Raw genomic sequence first — 15,909 nt, 5'->3', positions numbered from 1 at the left:
AGTTGTCGGCTGTGCCAAGCCAAGCGCGGCGGGATGCGCGCCGACCAGGAAGTCGAGCGGCCGCTCACCGGCCATTCACCGGCCACTGGGCCGAGGGAACTGATCACCCGTATCGATGGGTACGAGACTGGAGTTGGACATCATGTGTACGTGGATGCCGGAGCTCAGGGGGCGGTTGTGGCGGGCGTCAACGAGAAGTTGAGGGCAGCCCGCCTGGATCGCGGATGGCTCTCCCAGGAACAGGCGGCCGAAGGCATCTCTGCGGCGGGACGCCTGGCGCTCGACGATCCCCACTTCGCCGTCAGCGAGCGTACGTACCGGCGGTGGGAGTCGGGGACGCCCGGATGGCCACGTCCCGACACTGCGGCGGCACTTCGCACCGCGTTCGGGCTGAATCCTGAACACTTGGGGTTCACGCCCCCGCCGGGACATCCGGCGAGCCTGAACGTATCGGAGGACCCGATGGACCGCCGAAGCTTCCTCGCGACCGGGTCGCTCGCCGCTCTCGCCGTGATCGACTCCGCCGATGTGACGCCGCGCCATATCGACCCGCAGCTCGTCCCGTACTTCTACCAGCAGCTCAACGGCCACTACGCCGCCGACATGATGCTCGGTCCCCGCGATCTCATAGGCACGGTCACCGAGCAGTACCGTCTGATCAGCGGTCTGGCGCGGGCCGCCGGCGGTCCGGTCCGGGAGGAACTGATCCGGGTCGGCGCCACCTACGCCGAGCTGGCCGGGTGGCTGCACCAGGACGCGGGCCAGTGGGACACCTCGGCGTACTGGCACGGCATCGCCCAGACCGACGCCCAGATGATCGGTGACGTGGACCTGGTCGCCTACACGCTGTCCAACGCCGCACATCTGCGATCGGACCTCGGCGACGGCCGTGCCGCCGTCGAGCTCTGCCAACTCGGCCTGGGTCACGACGGCCTGAGCGATCGCATCCGGGTGAACCTGATGCAGCAGCAGGCACACGGCCACTCCCTGCTGGGGCCGGGATCCCGCGCAGAAGTGGACAGCCTCCTCGACGCCGCGTCCCGCGTCGTGGAAGGCGTCGACCCCGAGATCCCCTGGGGAACGGCGGCCCGCCGCAACGCCTACTTCTTCGAGGTCCAGCGGGCGACCTGCTACGGGCGGATGGGGCTGCACCGCGAAGCGCAGGACATCTGGAGCGTGATCAACACCGGGATGCCGCCCGCGGCACGCCGGGACACCGGCGTCTACCTCGCACGTCAGGCCACCGCCTACGCGGCGCTCGGAGAACCCGAACGCGCGGTCGACCTCGCCCGCACCTCCGCGCAGGTGGCCGCCGAGACCCGTTCCGCCCGCCACCTCAAGGAACTGGATGTGCTGCGCAAGGGTATGCGGCGATGGACGAAGGACCCCGTAGGCCGGCGGTTCGAAGAGGCTCTGCGACCGATCACCGTCTGATCCGACCGAAAGGAACCCACATGTCCGCGTCTCCCCTGAGCAGTTCCGAACTCGACCAGGCGCTCGGTGCCCTGCCCGGCTGGACCGCCGGGGACAGCGGCCTCACCGCCGCCTTCACGTCCGACCGGAGCGCCCTGCCCGCCCTGTACGCGGCCGTCGCCGCGGCCGAGGATGAGGCCGACCACCACGCCGACATCCGTATCCTCTACGGCACGGTCACGTTCACGCTCAACACGCATGACGCGGGAGGCGCGATCACCGCGCGGGACACGGCTCTGGCGTCCCGTATCACCGCGCTCGCCGCCGAACACGGCGCGGAGCGGTCCGAGCGTTAGCGGGCGGCATCGGGGACGGGACGAGCCCGGCAGCGGGGTGTTCGGCCTTGGTGCGTCCTTGCCGTACTTGGCCGGTCGCGTCAGAGCTTCGACGGGAGCACCGCGCTAACGTCGACCGATGACCGCCACGCCTGCCGTCCCCGAGAGCGCGGTCCGTGATGCCTGCTCCCAACTCGGCCTCTCGGCGCGGGACATCACCGTGATACGCAGCCACGCCACCCCCGTCTTCCTCCTCCCCGGCGCGAACGCCGTGGCCCGGGTCAAGCCCCTTGTCGAGGAGGCCGACTCGGCTCGTGGAGTGGCCCTGCTCCGCTGGCTCACCGGTCAGGGCTTCCCCGCCGTCGAACCCCTCGATGTACCCCAGCCCGTGCAATGCGGGCCGTACGTCGTCACGCTGTGGGTGCGCTACTCCCAGCACCGGACCGGGGCGCCACCGCCGAGCGCCCTGGGCACGCTCCTGCGTCAGTTGCACGAGCTGCCCGTCCCGCCCGTGGAGCTGTCCCCGTACCAGCCCCTCGCTTCGCTTCACGACGCGGTGACGTCCAGCAGTACGCTCAGCCCGGACGACCGGCGCTGGCTGGAGAGGGCTGTCGAGGAGAGCCGGAGCGACTACCGGGCCCTCCGCTCGCCCCTCGGCCAGGGGTTCGTCCACGGCGACGCCTACCCCGGCAACACCCTCTGGGACGGGGACACCGTACGGCTGGCCGACTGGGACGAAGCCGCCTTCGGCCCCAGGGAGCTGGACCTGGCGAACACCTTCCAGGGCGCCAGATTCGGCCGCACCCGTCAGGAGATCGAGGAGTTCGTCCGTCACTACGGGCACGACCCCTCCCACTGGCCGGGGCTCCGCACCCTGATCACCATGAGGGATCTGCACACGCTGGCGTCGTTCATCCGCCGTGCCGAGGGGGGCGACCCCTCAGCGACGGCACAGCTCAGCCACCGGCTGACCACCCTGAGAACGGGCCGCGCACAGGCCCGATGGGACGTGTACTGAGCAAAGGCGCTGGGACACAGAAAGGTGAAGCAGACCATGGACGACGCGACCCGGCCCCGGGCACACCAACTCATCATCCGAAAGCCCTGTTTCGACCTCATCGTGAGCGGCACCAAAACCGTCGAGATCCGGGTCGGCTACCCCAAGATCCGCAGGATGCGGGTCGGTGACACCCTCCGGATGGTCTCCGGCGACGACTCCCTCACCACCCGCGTCGCACGCATCCATGTCCACGACTCGATCAGCGCGCTGCTGGACGCCGAATCACCCACGGCGATCGGGGGCGGGACCATGAGCCCCGAAGAACTCGGTGACGTGATCCGCGCCGTCTACCCGCCCGACAAAGAAGCCCTAGGTGTCTTCGCGCTCCATCTGACGACCGGGGCGACCCGCTGCCAGCTGATCCCCGCGAAGGCTGACCCGGCTCCACCTCCACACCCCGCCCGGCGGACCGAGGTGATCGCCTACGGCATCCTCCCTGGGGCGCGGGGCGGCACCGCACGCAAGTACTCCATGTGCGCCCTCGCGGTGAGACTTTGAGATGCGGGAGCCGCTCCGCGGCACGTCCGCCACCGCGCCCCGGTCCGACGAAAAACCGATCGTCGGACCTGCTGTAGGGTCCTGCCCGTGGCGAATCATCAGGACGGGACCGGGGCGGCCTACGACGGAGTCGTCGAGCTGTACGCATCACTGTTCGCGAACAGGCTGGAGACACAGCCGTTCACCCGGGCCATGATCGGCACCTTCGCCGAACTGGTGCGCGCGACAGGCAACCCGCGGGTCGCGGACGTCGGGTGCGGGCCCGGACATCTGACGGCCATGCTGCACGAACTGGGCCTGGACGCCTTCGGGCTCGACCTCTCCTCCGGCATGGTCGACCACGCCCGGCGGGCCCATCCGGCGCTGCGTTTCCAGGAGGGGCGGATGGAGTCCCTGCCGATCGAGGACGGCGCGCTCGGTGGCGTACTGGCCCACTACTCGATGATCCATACCCCGCCGGTGGAACTCCCGGCGCTGCTCGCCGAGCAGGTACGCGTCCTGGCACCGGGCGGCCTGCTCCTCGTCTCCTTCTTCGGAACCGACGGACCGGAACCGGTCCGGTTCGACCACAAGGTGACGCCCGCCTACAGCTGGCCGGCGGACCGCCTCGCCCAACTGCTGACCGACGCCGGGCTCGTGCCCTTCGCCCAGCTGCTCCACGACCCCGCCTCCGAACGGGGCTTCCTCGACGCCCACCTGCTGGCCCGCCGTTCGTAGGACCCTGTCCCGCGATGCCCGCCGCGTCGTCGGCCCGGCGGGCACTCGCTCGTACTGCGGCGGGGGGAGTCCGGGGCGCCCGGGTGGCCACGCCCCGACACGGCGGTGGCACTTCGCACCGCGTTCGGGCCGGGTCCTGAACACTCGGGGCTCACGTCTCCGCCGGGGCATCCGGCGAGTCTGGACGTATCGGAGGACCCGACGGACCGCCGAGGCCTGCCCAGGACAGCGGGGCTCACAGGGTTTCCGTGACCGCGGCGGCCAGCCGGGCGGCGTCCTTCGCGTCATGGGCGCCGACGGTGAGCGCGCGCGGGGTGGCGCCGCGGTAGGCGGCCCGTCCAGGCTTCGGGTCGTCGACGACGCGGATGACGGGCCGGACCGCGGCTTCCGGGCGCTGGCCCAGCAGCTTGCCGAGAACGGCGGCGGTGATCCTCATGCCCCTGCCGACCTCACCGGCGAGGCTGGTGCGCACCAGACGGGCCGGCCCCCAGGTGAGGTAGGCGAGGTCCGGGTTGTCGTCGGTGGCGAGGATGCCGAGGAGTTCGTTGGCGCGGCGCTGCTGGGCGTTGGAGCGTTTCAAGGTGAACCCATGTGTCATCTCCAGGTCCGCGAAGTCCACGGCATCGGGCCGGGCGCCAGGGACGGCGGTGTTCACGATCACCGGCCGTCCGGACGCGCGCAGCAGCGGCGCGAGCCCGGTGACGAGCAGGTACTTGCTGAGGAAGAACAGCGCCCAGGACGCCTCATGTCCTTCGGCCGTGACCTGCCGGTGCCGCCGGATGAACGACGCGGCCAGCACCAGGGCGTCGACGCGCTGATGGTGCGCCCGCAGGTGACCGGTCACGCGGCGTGCGTCGGCGACCAGGGACAGGTCGGCCGCGATGAACTCGGCCCGCGCCGCCGCGGAGGGGTCCTCGCCGGTCACGGCCGCGACCAGCGCGTCGAACTTGCGGCGGCTCCGGCCGACGACCGTGACGCGGTCGCCCGCGGTGAGGTAGTGGCGGGCCAGGGCCGCGCCCATGCCGTCGGTGCCGCCTGTGATCACGATCGTTCGCATCATGGCTGTGCCTCCTCATACCGGAACACCTGTTCCGTTTGAAGATAGCAGCAACCGGAACAGGTGTTCCGAATCGCTATAGTGGAGGGATGCCACAGGACCGCAAGCAGCGGCGGGACGCCGCCGCCAACAAGGAACGCATCCTGGCCGCGGCGGGCGAGGCGTTCCGCCGGTCCGGCATGGCCGTGGACATGCGGGCCGTGGCCGCCGCGGCGGGTGTCGGCGTCGGCACCCTCTACCGGCACTTCCCCACCCGGGAACACCTCGTACGGGCCGTGACCGGAACCGACCTCGCCGCGCTCGCGCACGCGGCCCTGCCCGCCGGCAAGTCCGCGACGGACGGCCTCCGCGCGTTCTTCACCGCCACACTCGACGGCCTCGCCGCCAACCAGGCGATGATCGACGTACTGGCCGGCGGACCACCGTCGGACGCCGACCTTGAGCGATGCCTCACCCACCTCACCAAGATCGGTCAGGACGCCGTCGACCGCTCCCGCACCGACCGGACCCTCGCCCCCGATGTGACTCCTGAGGACATCGCCTACCAACTCCTCGGGCTCATCCGCATCGTGCAGCTGATGCCCGACGGCGGGCCGAGCTCGATCGACCACCAGGTGGAACTCGCACTCCGGGCACTCGCCGCGAACTGACCGCTCCGCGTCCCACGGCGTGGCCGGTGCGGCCGTCCCTCACACCGTCCGCACCGGATCGTCCAGCCACGCGGTCCCGCCCTCGGGGGTCACCGTGATCCCGAAGCGTTCGGCGGACGGGGAACCGTGGCCGGTCCACCAGCGGTGGGCGCCGGTGAGTTCGTCCCACAGGTGGCGCGGGTCGCTCTGGTGCACGGTGCTCCGGGCGACGCCGTCGGTGAGCAGGGCCGCGGCCCATGAGCGGTCGGTCAGTCCGTAGAGCCAGACGCTCACCGTGTCGCCCCGGCGGTCGCGGAGCAGCAGGCAGTCGGGGACGAGGAGACCCGCGACCGTCAGGAACGGATGCGACCACGGTTCCTCGAACCCGGCTTCCGACGCGGTCAGTCCGGTGGACGACGCGGTGGCGCCGCCCGGGAACCCGTCGGGCAGATACGCGCCCTGGTCGACCTGGACGCGCTGGGAGCGTGCCTTCATGAACTCGACCGGGGTGGTGAGATGGCCGCAGGCGGTGCGGCCGTCCTCGGCGACGACGAGGCGCACCAAGCGGTCGGCGGTGGTGAGGGACGAACCCCAGGGCATCACGATCAGCCCGCCGGGGACGGTCTGCTCCACCAGCGCGTACGGGACTTGGCGCAGTCCCGCCGTGATCACGGTCCGGTCGTACGGGCCTTGGTCCGGGTGCCCGAGGAGGCCGTCGCCGGTGAGGACCGTGGGATGCCGTCCCGCGCGGTCGAGGGCGGCCCGGGCGCTCGCGGCCACCGTCGCGTCGACCTCCACCGTGACGACGCGGTCCCCGCCGAGCCGGTGGGTGAGGAGCGCCGCGGCCCAGCCGGTGCCGGTACCGATCTCCAGGACCCGGTGGCCGTCGCGCACATCGAGGGCGGCCAGCATCTCCATGACGACGCTGGGCATGGACGACGACGAGGTCGGTACCCGTCCGGGGGCGGTCCCGGTGTGCCTGCCGTCGTCCCACTGGGTGGTGATGGGCACGTTGGTGGCCGCGGCGGCGTACCAGCGCGCGGGGTCGGCGTTCCGGTCGCACACGGCGCTCGTCCGGGACCCCATGTCGTACGGCCACATCACCTCGGGCAGGAACCCGGCCCGGGGGACCGCTTCGAAGGACGGCGCCCAGTCGGCGGTCAGGACGCCGCGTTCACGCAGTGTCCGGCCCAGCGCCGTCCAGTCGGAGCGGGCCCGCCGTTCCGACTCGTCGCCGGTCACTCGCCGTCGGCATCGGGGTCGTCGCCGACGTGTGCGTGGTGACCCATGCCGCTGCCCACTCCGTACCGAACCGTGCTGATCCGTCCCCCCTCACGATTCCTGGGCCCGGGGGATTCACGCTACGGAAGCCGGTGCCGACGGGACAGGGCGCGCGGAAGCACTTCAGCGCGGCGTACCTCACGCCCCACGACACCGTGCCCGAATCGCGGAAGGCGCACCGCCCCGGTCACCCGCCGCCGCCCCGGGCACCCGCCCCCGCCTCGGCCGCCCGCCGCCGCCCCGGTCACACCGCCCCGTCACCCCCCACCACCCGGTCACCGGGTGGTGCCGAGGCGGCCGTCCCGCAGCGCCGTGACGAAGCCTGTCGTCGGCAGACGGCTCAGCAGCAGCGCGGGGCCGAAGGGGTTCTTGCTGTCGCGTATCGCCGTGGTGTCGGGGGCGAGGACCGCCAGTTCCACGCAGTTCGAGCCGCTGTCGGAGTACGAGGACCTCCGCCAGCTCACAGCGAGCGCGGCGGCGTTCTCAGCATGGCTCATGGCCCTTCCTTATCTCGGCGATGAGCCCCACGGACGCCTCGACCGACTCGGCGGCGGACGTGAGCCGCTGCACGGCGTCCCGGTACATGGCCACCTTGTCCGGCTCCTCGATGTACAGGGCGGCCGTCAGGCTCTCCGCGTGGACCACGTCGAGATCGGCGTGCGTACCGAAGCCGAGGATGCTGAACGAGCCCATCTGGCCCGCGTGCAGGGGCGCGTCGGACCGCAGGATCTGGATGTTGACGTTCGCCCGGCGGCCCATCGCGAGCAGCTTGCCGAGCTGCTCGTACATCACGCCGTTGCCCGGGACGCCGGAGCGCAGGGCCTGTTCCGAGATGATCGCCCACAGGGCCAGCGGCTGATCGCGGGTGAGGACGGCCTGCCGGGCGAGGCGTACCTCGACCAGCGCGTCCACCCGGGCCTCGATCGCCTCGGTCATCGCGGTCGCGCGGATGATCTCGCGGGAGTACTCGGCGGTCTGGAGCAGCCCGGGAATCACCCCCAGATGCCAGGTCGAGACGGACTCCGCCTCCGCCTCCAGACTGATCAGGTCCTCGTAGACGGGGGACAGCACGCCCCGGTAGGAGTGCCACCAGCCGCGCTGGGTGTTGTCCTTCGTGAGGGTGACCATCGCGGCGCGCAGCTCGTCGGTCACGTCCCGGCCGAGCGTCGCGTAGAGGTCGAGCAGGGCTTCCACGTCGGTGGCCTTCGCCGAGCTGCGGGCGGTCTCTATCCGCGACAGCTTCGAGGTGATGAACCCGCCTTTCGACCGCTCCGCCACCTCGTCGAGGGTGAGATCACCGCGCAGGGCACGCAACTTCGCTCCGAGCCTGCGCCGACGCACCGTGGGCGCACTCACAGGGCCCCCTTCCGTCCGGTCGATTGCCGGACAGTGTGCCGTGCCCCGTGATCCCCTGTCATCCGGCGTACCCCGGGCCGGGACGACCGCGGCGCGCGCCGTGCGGATGCTTCCGCGCGCTGGTGCGCCGGGGGTTGGCGGACGGTGATGGTTCGGAGCGTGACGGTTCAGACGGTGACGGCGGGGCGCGAGCGGCGGAAGACGAAGGCGGCGAGGACACCGCCGACGAGCCCGAACAGATGACCCTGCCAGCTGACGCCGGAGTCGGTGGGCAGCACGCCCCACAGGAGTGAGCCGTAGAACACGGCGACGACCACGCCGATCACGAGATCCCACGGTCTGCGGTCCACGAAGCCGCGCACCACGAGATAGCCGAAGAGCCCGAAGACGACACCGGAGGCGCCGAGCGTGACGGTGTTCTCCGGGGAGGTCAGCCAGACGCCCAGCCCGCTGGTCACGATGATCGTGAGGACCACGCCCGCGAAGACGCCGAGCCCGGCGAGGGCGGCGAGGAACCCGAGGATCAGCAGCGGCACGGTGTTCGACGCGAGATGGTCCCAGCCGCTGTGCAGGAACGCCGCCGGGACGACGTCCCACAGCTCGCCCGCCGCACGCGGGGATATGCCGTGATCGTCCAGGGAGTGGCCGAGCGCGGTGTCGACCGCTTCCAGCAGCCACAGGAACGCGACCCATACGGCCATCAGTTTCACGGCGGACACGGTGCCGCGCGCGGAGCTGTTCCGTAGTGCGCCGAGTGCCATGACGGCCTCCCCGTGTTCGTCGTAGTTCGTCGTGGTCCGCACCCCGCCCGCCCACCGCGAGCTCCCCAGCCCCTCCAACGCGCGAGGACCCCCGGGTGTTCCGCCGACCTGCGCCGACCTCCGTCCGCGCCCGCCGACAGGACCCGCGCCGGGACGGCGCCCCGGGGCACGCCCCGGGACCGGCCGGGCGGCCGGCGGGGAATCCGGGGGAGAGCGGGGGCGCCGGTGGGTACGGAATGTGCCACGTGCCGCTTCGCGAAGGGAACATCCGTGCCTGCATCGCAAGCAGTTCCACCCACGCAGTCCGTTCTGTCGCCCCTGACCGCGTCCGCCCTGTTCCTCGTCGTCACCGTCGACGACGGGGGCGAGGAAGCCGTACGGGAGCTGCTCGCCGACCTCGCCGGACTGGAGCGTTCGGTCGGCTTCGGGTATCCGGGCGGGGGCCTGAGCTGTGTCGCCGGGATCGGGTCCGCCGCCTGGGACCGGCTCTTCGACGGGCCGCGCCCCGCCGCGCTGCATCCGTTCACCGAGCTGGCGGGCCCCCGCCATCACGCCGTCGCCACCCCGGGCGACCTGCTGTTCCATCTGCGCGCCACCCGCCAGGACCTGTGTTTCGCGCTCGCCGCGCTGATCATGGAGCGGCTGCGGGACGCGGTCACCGTCGTCGACGAGACGCCCGGCTTCTCCTACTACGACAACCGGGATCTGCTCGGTTTCGTGGACGGTTCGGAGAACCCGGTGGGCCTGGCCGCGGCCGACGCCGTCGTCGTCGGGGACGAGGACCCGGACTTCGCGGGCGGCGCGTACGTGATCACCCAGAAGTATCTGCACGACCTGGCCGCCTGGAACGCGCTGCCGGTGGAGACCCAGGAGCTGATCGTCGGGCGGCGCAAGTTCGACAACGTGGAGCTGGATCAGCCCGGTTCCCATGTCGACCTCAACACGATCACCGACCCGGACGGCACCGAGCGGGAGATCCTCCGCGACAACATGCCCTTCGGCCGCCCGGGGAGCGGGGAGTTCGGTACGTACTTCATCGGGTACGCGCGGACCCCGGAGGTCACCGAGCGGATGCTGCGGAACATGTTCCTCGGGTCCGGGCCCACCAGCCACGACCGCATCCTCGACTTCTCCACCCCGGTCACCGGGAGCCTGTTCTTCGCCCCGGCCGCGGGCTTCCTGGAGGACCCGCCGGGACCCCCGGCGAAGGGGGCGGGGGCGGATGCCCCGCCGGAGCGTTCCCCGGGCGGCTGAGCGTCCGCGCCCCGGCCGGTGGGGGCGGGTCCGGGGCCGCGCGCCCCGGGCCCGTACCGCGCACACGGCGTCGCCGGGCGCCGGATAGGCTCGAAGGTGTGGAGCAGCTTGAGAAGAACCGGCGCCGCCCGTGGATCGTGGGTGTCTCGGGCGCGTCGGGCACGCCGTACGCCGCGTCGCTGCTGCGGGCCCTGCTCGCGGCGGGCGAGAGCGTCGACCTCGTGGTGTCACGGGCCTCCCGGCTGACCCTGCTCGACGAGACGGGGATCGCGTTCCGGGACGCCCACTGGCGCACGGATCTCACCCAGTGGCTCGTGCGGGGCGCCGACGGCAAGCCGGACACGTACCCCCCGCCCGCGCTGGACGACGTACGGTACTGGGCCGCCGGTGATCTGGCCGCCGGGCCGTCCTCGGGGTCGTACCCGGCCCAGGGGATGATCATCGTGCCGGCGTCCACCGCGTGTGTCGCGGGGGTCGCGCTCGGGCTGTCCAAGGATCTGCTCCAGCGGACGGCGAGCGTCACCCTCAAGGAGGGCCGCCCCCTGATCGTGGCGGTCCGGGAGACCCCGCTGAACGGCCAGACCCTGCGTCATCTGGTGACCCTGGACGACGCGGGCGCGGTGGTCCTGCCGGCGTCGCCCGCGTTCTACGCGGGCGCCACCCATATCCAGGACCTGGTGGACTTCGTCGCCGGCCGGGCCCTCGACGCGGCCGGGGTGCCGCACGGGCTGTACCGGCGCTGGGAGGGACAGCTCGGGGGAGGCACGCGCACCTCCTGAACCCCGGGCCCGCCGGACCGGCGCCGGGCGTACGCCGGGCGCGCCCCCCGATCCGCGCGTCCCGTCCCGGTGCCCCGTCCCGCCGCCTCACTTCGCCCAGCCAGTGGGATTCGCAGGGTGTCTGGCCCGCTTACCTTTGATGTTGGACATAAACTCGCGGCACTGCTGAACAATGAAAGGCTCGGATCTATGGACGCCGTGGACAGGCAGCTCATCCAGGCCCTGCGGGAGAACGGCAGGGCCTCGTACGCCGAACTCGGCCGGCTCGTCGGCCTCTCCGGCCCCAGTGTGACCGACCGGATCAACCGGCTGGAGGCCGCCGGGGTCATCACGGGGTACCGGGCGACCGTCGACTCCGCCTCGCTCGGTCTCGGGGTCACCGCCCTGATCGGTATCTCGCTGTCGGACGCCGCCGACCACGAGGACGTGGCCCAGCGGCTGCGGGACCTCGGCGAGATCGAGGACTGCTGGTTCATCGCGGGCGACGACTCGTTCATGCTCAAGGTCCGCGTCGGTGACGTCGACGGCCTGGAGAAGACCATCCGGCGGCTCTCGGGCACCAAGGGAGTGTCCCGGACCCGCACCACGATCGTGCTGTCCACCAAGTGGGAGAACCGGGTCGGGGACCTCCCCGAGGAGCTCTAGGCGTACGGTTGAGCGCGTCCGCGAGGAAGACGACCGAGGCACGGCAGGGAAGAGGCAGAGGCAAATGGACGTGGGCCTGAAGCGCGAGCTGGAGGCGAAGGTCTTCGCCGGGGAGCGGCTGAGCCGCGAGGACGGCATCGCGCTGTACGCCTCCGACGACCTGGCCTGGCTCGGCGGGCTGGCGCACGAGGTGCGCACCCGCAAGAACGGTGACGTGGTCCACTTCAACGTCAACCGGCACCTCAACATGACCAATGTGTGCACCGCGTCCTGCGCGTACTGCTCCTTCCAGCGCAAGCCGGGGGAGAAGGACGCGTACACGATGCGCATCGAGGAGGCCGTGAAGCTGGCCAAGGCGATGGAGGGCGAGAACCTCACCGAGCTGCACATCGTCAACGGCCTCCACCCGTCGCTGCCCTGGCGGTACTACCCGCGTTCGCTGCGCGCCCTCAAGGAGGCGCTGCCGAACGTCGGGCTGAAGGCGTTCACGGCCACCGAGATCCATCACTTCGAGACGATCTCCAAGCTGACCGCGAGCGAGATCCTGGACGAGCTGATCGACGCGGGCCTCGAATCGCTGACCGGCGGCGGCGCGGAGATCTTCGACTGGGAGGTCCGCCAGCACATCGTGGACCACCGCACCCACTGGGAGGACTGGTCCCGAATCCACCGGCTCGCCCATGAGAAGGGGCTGAAGACGCCCGCGACGATGCTCTACGGGCATATCGAGGAGCCGCGTCACCGGGTGGACCATGTGCTGCGGCTGCGGGAGCTCCAGGACGAGACCGGCGGCTTCCAGGTCTTCATCCCGCTGCGCTACCAGCACGACTTCGTGGACATGAAGGACGGCAAGATCCGCAACCGGCTCCAGGCGCGCACCTCCATGGCGACCGGCGCGGAGGCGCTGAAGACCTTCGCGGTGTCCCGGCTGCTGTTCGACAACGTGCCGCACGTGAAGGTCTTCTGGGTCATGCACGGTGTCCAGACCGCGCAGCTCGCCCTCCAGCACGGCGCCGACGACATGGACGGCTCGGTCGTCGAGTACAAGATCACGCACGACGCCGACAACTTCGGTACGCCGAGCAAGCTCACCCGTGACGATCTGCTGGAGCTGATCCGGGACGCCGGGTTCCGGCCGGTGGAGCGCAACACCCGGTACGAGATCATCCGCGAGTTCGACGGCCCCGAGGCGGACCGCCGGGAGTCCCCGCAGCCGATGCGGGTGTGAGTCCCGGGCCGGACAGAGCGGTGTTCCGGCGGCGCGCACCCGGCTGAGGGCGCGCGCGGCCGGAGTGCTTCACTGATATGCGGCCATTGTCGGAACGGAAGAGTGGGATACATGCTCCGCTACACACTGATGCGCCTCGGGATCTTCGCGGGCTGCTTCGCGGCGGTCTGGGGGCTCAGCTACGCGGGTCTGCTGCCGCAGGGGCTCGGCAGCTCCAACGGGCTGTGGCTGCTGCTGCTGGCCATGGTGCTGTCCGCGCCGATCAGCTTCGTGGTGCTGCGCAAGCAGCGGGACTCCGCGTCCGTGCAGATCGCCGCGCGGGTGGACCGGGCGAAGGCGGGGTTCGGACGCAGTGCGAGCCAGGAGGACCTGGCGGACGAGGCGGGGTCCGGCCCGGGCGGTGCCCGAGCCGGAGGGTGAGCCCTCCGGGGGCGGCCGTCCGAGTCCTACCGCCGCCCACCCCTCCCGGCCCCCTTCGCCCGCGCCCGTAGGTTTCCTGTACTGGACGTACCTGTCCCCGCACAGGCGGTTCGTGGGTGCGCAGTTCCCCGCGCCCCTGGATGCTGCCCCCTTGCGGTCGCTCTTCGGGTGCGTGCCGGCCCTCGTCTTTTGCGCAGTTCCCCGCGCCCCTTTGGGGCGCCCCTTGCTGTCGTCCGTTGTCTGCGGACCATCCTCCTCGTGCAGTCGCCCTGCCCCGACCCGAAGGACCGACAGGGTGCGCCCCAAAGGGGCGCGGGGAACTGCGCGAAAACGGCGAGCGACGGCACAGGAACGAAGTGCGTCCAGCCGGACGGACCTGGGAAGCGCAAGCGAAGGCGACCCGCGGGGAACTGCGCACCCACGAACGACCCGCACAGGGACAAGCGCGTCCAGCCGGACGGAGCTCGGGAGCGCGAGCGAAGGCGATCCGCGTGAGGTGGGTCTCAGTCCCGGCGGGGGGATCGGGGCTCCGGGCGGTGGACGGGGCGGGGGCGGCTTGAATCATGTGGTGTGTGTCCGGGGGGTGTTGGGGACCATGAGGGCATGACAACGAGAGCGGGGACCCCTCCATCGGGGTCAAAGCGGGTCTTTGAGGGCCTCAAAGTACAAGTGTTAACGTGCTCGGCATGAAGTCCGCAGCCGCGCGCCCCTCCGTCATGGGATCCGTGCCCATGACCGCCCTGAGCGTCCCGCTCGTGGCGCGCCTGCATGTCGACCTCTGCCGCTGTCTGTCGGCGGCCTGTCGCCGCCCCCCGCGCGCGGCCTGCCGTCGTTCCTGACCCCCGGACCGGACCACCGTCCCACCCGTCAGGACCCGCACCACGACGCGTCCCGCGCCCTTCCCCCGAAGGCTCCCGGGATCTCTCCGTACCGCCCCAGGGCCACGCCGCACCCTGATCCGTCCCGCACCCCCCGTTCACCCCCCTATGGAGTGTGTCCACGTGTCCGTCCCCGCCACGAACACACAGCCGAAGCCGGCCCGCCCGGCCACACGGCTGCTCAAGGTGCCCTTCTGGGCGCAGATACTTCTCGGTCTCGTCCTCGGTGTCGTCCTCGGCTGGGTCGCCCGCGAGTTCGACGTCTCGTGGCTGCTGACCACCCTGGAGAAGGTGGGCGGCATCTTCATCGGGCTGCTGAAGCTCGCCGTCGGCCCGCTGGTGTTCTTCGCCATCCTGGTGTCGATCACCAACCTCCGGAAGGTCAACAACGCCGCCCGGCTGGCCTCCCGCACACTCCTCTGGTTCATGATCACCTCGCTGATCGCGGTGGCGATCGGCCTGTTCATCGGCCTGGTGACCAACCCCGGCTCCGGCACCGGCCTCACCGCCGACGACGGTGGCAAGCCCAAGGTCACCGGCTCCTGGATCGACTTCCTGACCGGTATCGTCCCGACCGACGTGATCACGCCGTTCACCGACCTGAACGTCCTCCAGATCGTGTTCATGGCCGCCGTCGCCGGTATCGCCGCCCTCAAGCTCGGTGAGCGCGCGCAGCCGATCCTGAGCCTCAGCGAAGCCGTCCTCGAACTCCTCCAGAAGGCCCTGTGGTGGGTCATCCGGCTGGCCCCGGTCGGCACCGTCGGCCTCATCGGTGTCGCCATCGCCACCTACGGCTGGGACCTGATCGGCGACTACGCGGTCTTCACCGCCGACGTCTACATCGGCTGCCTCATCGTGCTGTTCGGTGTGTACCCGGCGCTGCTCGCGCTGGTCGCGAAGGTCAACCCGGTCCACTTCTTCAAGGGTGCCTGGCCCGCGATCCAGCTCGCGTTCGTCTCCCGCTCCTCCGTCGGCACCATGCCGCTCACCCAGCGCGTCACCGAGCGGCTCGGCGTCCCCAAGGAGTACGCGTCCTTCGCGGTGCCGTTCGGCGCCACGACCAAGATGGACGGCTGCGCCGCGATCTACCCGGCCATCGCCGCCATCTTCGTGGCCGAGATCTTCAAGGTCGACCTGACCATCGCGGACTACCTGCTCATCGCGTTCGTCTCGGTGGTCGGTTCCGCCGCGACGGCCGGTCTGACGGGCGCCACGGTCATGCTGACCCTCACCCTGTCCACCCTGGGCCTGCCCATGGAGGGCGTCGGTCTGCTCCTCGCCATCGACCCGATCGTCGACATGATCCGCACCGCCACGAACGTCGCGGGCCAGGCGCTCGTGCCGGTCCTGGTCTCGGCGCGCGAGAAGATCCTGGACCACGACGCGTACACCACGGCGTCCGCGTCCCCCATCGACGAGGACCTCTCCTCCGACGCCCCGGCCGACCGCACCCCGGCCCCGGCCGTCGCCTGACCCACCCGGCCACCAGCCACTCACCACACGGGGCCCGCCGTCCACGGCGGGCCCCGCGCGGTGTTTCCGGGGGCGATTTCCGGCCACCTGTACAGCCCGGGAACGATACGGACCAAGATCGTAGG

At 71.1% G+C, this 15,909-nt stretch carries 17 protein-coding genes; 12 read left to right on the top strand and 5 right to left on the bottom strand.

Going from position 1 to position 15,909, the window contains the following annotated elements; all coding sequences use genetic code 11:
- Positions 1–33 precede the first annotated feature (33 nt).
- The 5 genes from AB852_RS28090 (at position 34) to AB852_RS28070 (ending at position 4,023) form a co-directional block, all read left to right on the top strand.
- Positions 34–1,434: a helix-turn-helix domain-containing protein gene (locus AB852_RS28090; RefSeq protein ID WP_483883363.1), complete on the top strand. Its 1,401-nt coding sequence runs from the start codon at positions 34–36 to the stop codon at positions 1,432–1,434.
- 20 nt (positions 1,435–1,454) lie between these two features.
- Entirely contained in the window at positions 1,455–1,769 is a 315-nt protein-coding gene (locus AB852_RS28085; protein WP_073792995.1) for a 4a-hydroxytetrahydrobiopterin dehydratase, read from the top strand.
- Positions 1,770–1,887: 118 nt separating this feature from the next.
- Entirely contained in the window at positions 1,888–2,766 is an 879-nt protein-coding gene (locus AB852_RS28080; protein ID WP_073792994.1) for a phosphotransferase enzyme family protein, read from the top strand.
- Between the two features lie 36 nt (positions 2,767–2,802).
- Positions 2,803–3,306, top strand: a complete 504-nt coding sequence (locus tag AB852_RS28075; protein ID WP_073792993.1) for an ASCH domain-containing protein — start codon at positions 2,803–2,805, stop codon at positions 3,304–3,306.
- An 87-nt stretch (positions 3,307–3,393) separates the two neighbouring features.
- The gene (locus AB852_RS28070; RefSeq protein WP_073792992.1) at positions 3,394–4,023 is read left to right on the top strand and encodes a class I SAM-dependent methyltransferase; all 630 of its coding nucleotides are present in this window, start codon (positions 3,394–3,396) and stop codon (positions 4,021–4,023) included.
- A 235-nt stretch (positions 4,024–4,258) separates the two neighbouring features.
- Here AB852_RS28070 and AB852_RS28065 read toward each other — a convergent pair whose 3' ends face one another.
- Entirely contained in the window at positions 4,259–5,083 is an 825-nt protein-coding gene (locus AB852_RS28065) for an SDR family NAD(P)-dependent oxidoreductase (RefSeq protein ID WP_073792991.1), read from the bottom strand.
- Positions 5,084–5,169: 86 nt separating this feature from the next.
- Here AB852_RS28065 and AB852_RS28060 point away from each other — a divergent pair, with 86 nt between their 5' ends.
- A complete protein-coding gene (locus AB852_RS28060; protein WP_073792990.1) occupies positions 5,170–5,730 on the top strand; it encodes a TetR/AcrR family transcriptional regulator in 561 nt (186 codons plus the stop codon).
- 39 nt (positions 5,731–5,769) lie between these two features.
- Here AB852_RS28060 and AB852_RS28055 read toward each other — a convergent pair whose 3' ends face one another.
- From AB852_RS28055 to AB852_RS28040, 4 genes are all read right to left on the bottom strand, one after another.
- Complete coding sequence (locus AB852_RS28055) at positions 5,770–6,951, bottom strand: methyltransferase domain-containing protein (protein WP_073792989.1); 1,182 nt, start codon at positions 6,949–6,951, stop codon at positions 5,770–5,772.
- A 314-nt stretch (positions 6,952–7,265) separates the two neighbouring features.
- Positions 7,266–7,487 carry a DUF397 domain-containing protein gene (locus AB852_RS28050; RefSeq protein ID WP_073792988.1) on the bottom strand — a complete coding sequence of 74 codons (222 nt, stop codon included), beginning with the start codon at positions 7,485–7,487 and terminating at the stop codon, positions 7,266–7,268.
- Positions 7,474–8,346, bottom strand: coding sequence for a helix-turn-helix domain-containing protein (locus AB852_RS28045; RefSeq protein ID WP_073792987.1), 873 nt, complete (start codon positions 8,344–8,346; stop codon positions 7,474–7,476). The genes AB852_RS28050 and AB852_RS28045 overlap by 14 nt, the downstream gene beginning before the upstream one ends.
- Positions 8,347–8,513: 167 nt before the next feature.
- The gene (locus AB852_RS28040; protein WP_073793097.1) at positions 8,514–9,107 is read right to left on the bottom strand and encodes a rhomboid family intramembrane serine protease; all 594 of its coding nucleotides are present in this window, start codon (positions 9,105–9,107) and stop codon (positions 8,514–8,516) included.
- Positions 9,108–9,377: 270 nt separating this feature from the next.
- On the opposite strand from AB852_RS28040, the gene AB852_RS28035 reads away from it, so the two are divergent.
- From AB852_RS28035 to AB852_RS28005, 6 genes are all read left to right on the top strand, one after another.
- Positions 9,378–10,361 (top strand): Dyp-type peroxidase, encoded by a 984-nt coding sequence (locus tag AB852_RS28035; RefSeq protein ID WP_073792986.1) that lies wholly within the window; start codon positions 9,378–9,380, stop codon positions 10,359–10,361.
- A gap of 98 nt (positions 10,362–10,459) precedes the next feature.
- Positions 10,460–11,140 (top strand): UbiX family flavin prenyltransferase, encoded by a 681-nt coding sequence (locus tag AB852_RS28030; protein ID WP_073792985.1) that lies wholly within the window; start codon positions 10,460–10,462, stop codon positions 11,138–11,140.
- A gap of 189 nt (positions 11,141–11,329) precedes the next feature.
- The gene (locus tag AB852_RS28025) at positions 11,330–11,785 is read left to right on the top strand and encodes an Lrp/AsnC family transcriptional regulator (RefSeq protein ID WP_073792984.1); all 456 of its coding nucleotides are present in this window, start codon (positions 11,330–11,332) and stop codon (positions 11,783–11,785) included.
- 64 nt (positions 11,786–11,849) lie between these two features.
- Positions 11,850–13,013 (top strand): aminofutalosine synthase MqnE, encoded by a 1,164-nt coding sequence (gene mqnE, locus AB852_RS28020; RefSeq protein WP_073792983.1) that lies wholly within the window; start codon positions 11,850–11,852, stop codon positions 13,011–13,013.
- 111 nt (positions 13,014–13,124) lie between these two features.
- The gene (locus AB852_RS28015) at positions 13,125–13,433 is read left to right on the top strand and encodes a DUF4229 domain-containing protein (RefSeq protein ID WP_073792982.1); all 309 of its coding nucleotides are present in this window, start codon (positions 13,125–13,127) and stop codon (positions 13,431–13,433) included.
- A gap of 986 nt (positions 13,434–14,419) precedes the next feature.
- Positions 14,420–15,784, top strand: coding sequence for a dicarboxylate/amino acid:cation symporter (locus AB852_RS28005; RefSeq protein WP_073792980.1), 1,365 nt, complete (start codon positions 14,420–14,422; stop codon positions 15,782–15,784).
- Positions 15,785–15,909: the final 125 nt, after the last annotated feature.

This window comes from Streptomyces uncialis (assembly GCF_001905345.1).
Taxonomy (GTDB): Bacteria; Actinomycetota; Actinomycetes; order Streptomycetales; family Streptomycetaceae; genus Streptomyces; species Streptomyces uncialis.
The sequence above is the reverse complement of the archived record's forward strand: the minus strand, read 5'-3'. Positions and strand labels throughout refer to the sequence as shown.

Bases quoted from the DNA above. Each gene is read 5' to 3' on its own strand.
- AB852_RS28050 (WP_073792988.1), bottom strand. From the start codon at position 7,487: ATGAGCCATGCTGAGAACGCCGCCGCGCTCGCTGTGAGCTGGCGGAGG.
- AB852_RS28090 (WP_483883363.1), top strand. From the start codon at position 34: ATGCGCGCCGACCAGGAAGTCGAGCGGCCGCTCACCGGCCATTCACCG.
- AB852_RS28025 (WP_073792984.1), top strand. From the start codon at position 11,330: ATGGACGCCGTGGACAGGCAGCTCATCCAGGCCCTGCGGGAGAACGGC.
- AB852_RS28065 (WP_073792991.1), bottom strand. From the start codon at position 5,083: ATGATGCGAACGATCGTGATCACAGGCGGCACCGACGGCATGGGCGCG.
- AB852_RS28085 (WP_073792995.1), top strand. From the start codon at position 1,455: ATGTCCGCGTCTCCCCTGAGCAGTTCCGAACTCGACCAGGCGCTCGGT.
- AB852_RS28075 (WP_073792993.1), top strand. From the start codon at position 2,803: ATGGACGACGCGACCCGGCCCCGGGCACACCAACTCATCATCCGAAAG.
- AB852_RS28080 (WP_073792994.1), top strand. From the start codon at position 1,888: ATGACCGCCACGCCTGCCGTCCCCGAGAGCGCGGTCCGTGATGCCTGC.
- AB852_RS28005 (WP_073792980.1), top strand. From the start codon at position 14,420: ATGGAGTGTGTCCACGTGTCCGTCCCCGCCACGAACACACAGCCGAAG.
- AB852_RS28040 (WP_073793097.1), bottom strand. From the start codon at position 9,107: ATGGCACTCGGCGCACTACGGAACAGCTCCGCGCGCGGCACCGTGTCC.
- mqnE (WP_073792983.1), top strand. From the start codon at position 11,850: ATGGACGTGGGCCTGAAGCGCGAGCTGGAGGCGAAGGTCTTCGCCGGG.
- AB852_RS28015 (WP_073792982.1), top strand. From the start codon at position 13,125: ATGCTCCGCTACACACTGATGCGCCTCGGGATCTTCGCGGGCTGCTTC.
- AB852_RS28060 (WP_073792990.1), top strand. From the start codon at position 5,170: ATGCCACAGGACCGCAAGCAGCGGCGGGACGCCGCCGCCAACAAGGAA.